Origin of the sequence: Halomonas sp. (genome assembly GCF_014859505.1) — a bacterium.
Classification (GTDB): Bacteria; Pseudomonadota; Gammaproteobacteria; order Pseudomonadales; family Halomonadaceae; genus Halomonas.
In genome coordinates this window covers 1-1,613 of sequence record NZ_JACUUD010000260.1, presented here as the reverse complement: position 1 = coordinate 1,613, position 1,613 = coordinate 1, and the positions used below count along the sequence as shown (strand labels likewise).

General features: G+C 67.9%; 2 protein-coding genes. Both read left to right on the top strand.

Annotation, left to right across the window (positions count from 1 at the left end):
* Window positions 1–915: allantoinase PuuE (gene puuE / locus IBX53_RS16100; protein WP_290911397.1), on the top strand; the 915-nt coding region annotated here is incomplete at its 5' end.
* Window positions 916–924: 9 nt separating this feature from the next.
* Window positions 925–1,613: bifunctional allantoicase/(S)-ureidoglycine aminohydrolase (locus IBX53_RS16095; RefSeq protein ID WP_290911396.1), on the top strand; the 689-nt coding region annotated here is incomplete at its 3' end.

Sequence of the window (1,613 nt, the reverse complement as noted above, 5' to 3'; positions counted from 1 at the left end):
TACCCCCGTGACTTGATCGGCTACGGCCGCAACCCGCCCCATGCCAACTGGCCCGGCAGGGCGAGGATCGCCGTCCAGTTCGTGCTCAACTACGAGGAGGGGGGCGAGAACTGCGTGCTGCACGGCGATGCCGGCTCCGAGCAGTTCCTCTCCGAGATCATCGGCGCGGCCAGCTACCCGGACCGCCACCTGAGCATGGAGTCGATCTACGAGTACGGCTCCCGGGCGGGGGTATGGCGCATCCTGCGCGAGTTCGAGCGCCGCGGCCTGCCGCTCACCGTTTTTGGGGTGGCCATGGCGCTGGAGCGCCACCCGGAGGTGGCTCACGCCTTCAAGGAGCTGGGCCATGAGGTCGCCTGTCACGGCTACCGCTGGATCCACTACCAGGAGATGCCGGAGGCGCAGGAGCGCGAGCACCTCAAGCAGGCCATGGCGATCTTCCAGCGCCTCTACGGCGAGAAGCCCGAGGGCTGGTACACCGGCCGCGACAGCCCCAACACCCGCCGGCTGGTGCTGGACGAGGGGGGCTTTCTCTACGACAGCGACTACTACGGCGACGACCTGCCGTTCTGGACCCGCGAGCGCGACAGCCAGGGCGTCGAGCATGACCACCTGATCGTGCCCTACACCCTGGACAGCAACGACATGCGCTTCGCCGCGCCCCAGGGTTTCAATACCGCCGACCACTTCTTCACCTACCTGCGCGACGCCTTCGACGTGCTCTATGCAGAGGGGGAGGAGTCGCCCAAGATGCTCTCCATCGGCATGCACTGCCGCCTGTTGGGGCGCCCGGGCCGCTTCCGCGCCCTGCAGCGCTTCCTCGACCATATCGAGGCCCATGACCGGGTCTGGGTGGCGCGGCGGGTGGATATCGCCCGCCACTGGATCGAGCATCATCCGGCACCGCAAGCCTGAGGACACCCCATGAAACCACGTACCTACTATGCGCCCGCCGGCGGCCATCCGCCCCAGACCCAGCTGCTCTCCGACCGGGCGGTATTCACCGAGGCCTATGCGGTGATCCCCAAGGGCGTCTTCGGCGATATCGTCACCAGCAACCTGCCGTTCTGGGAGGGCACCCGGCTGTGGGTGCTGGCGCGCCCGCTCTCCGGCTTCGCCGAGACCTTCTCTCAGTACATCATGGAGGTCGCCCCCGGCGGTGGCAGCGAGCGCCCCGAGCTCGACCCCGAGGCCGAGGGGGTGCTCTTCGTGGTGGAGGGCGAGATGACCCTGACACTCGCCGGCGAGCACCATGCCATGACACCGGGCGGCTACGCCTTCATCCCGCCGGGCAGTGACTGGCAGGTGAAGAACGAGGCCGAGGCGCCGGTGCGCTTCCACTGGGTGCGCAAGGCCTATGAGCGGGTCGAGGGCATCGAGGTGCCCGAGGCCTTCGTCACCAACGAGAACGACCTCGACCCCAACCCCATGCCGGGCACCGAGGGGCGCTGGGCCACCACCCGCTTCGTCGACCCGAACGACGTGCGCCACGACATGCACGTCAATATCGTCACCTTCCAGCCCGGCGCGGTGATCCCCTTCGACGAGACCCACGTCATGGAGCACGGCCTCTACGTGCTGGAGGGCAAGGCGGTCTACCACCTCAACCAGGA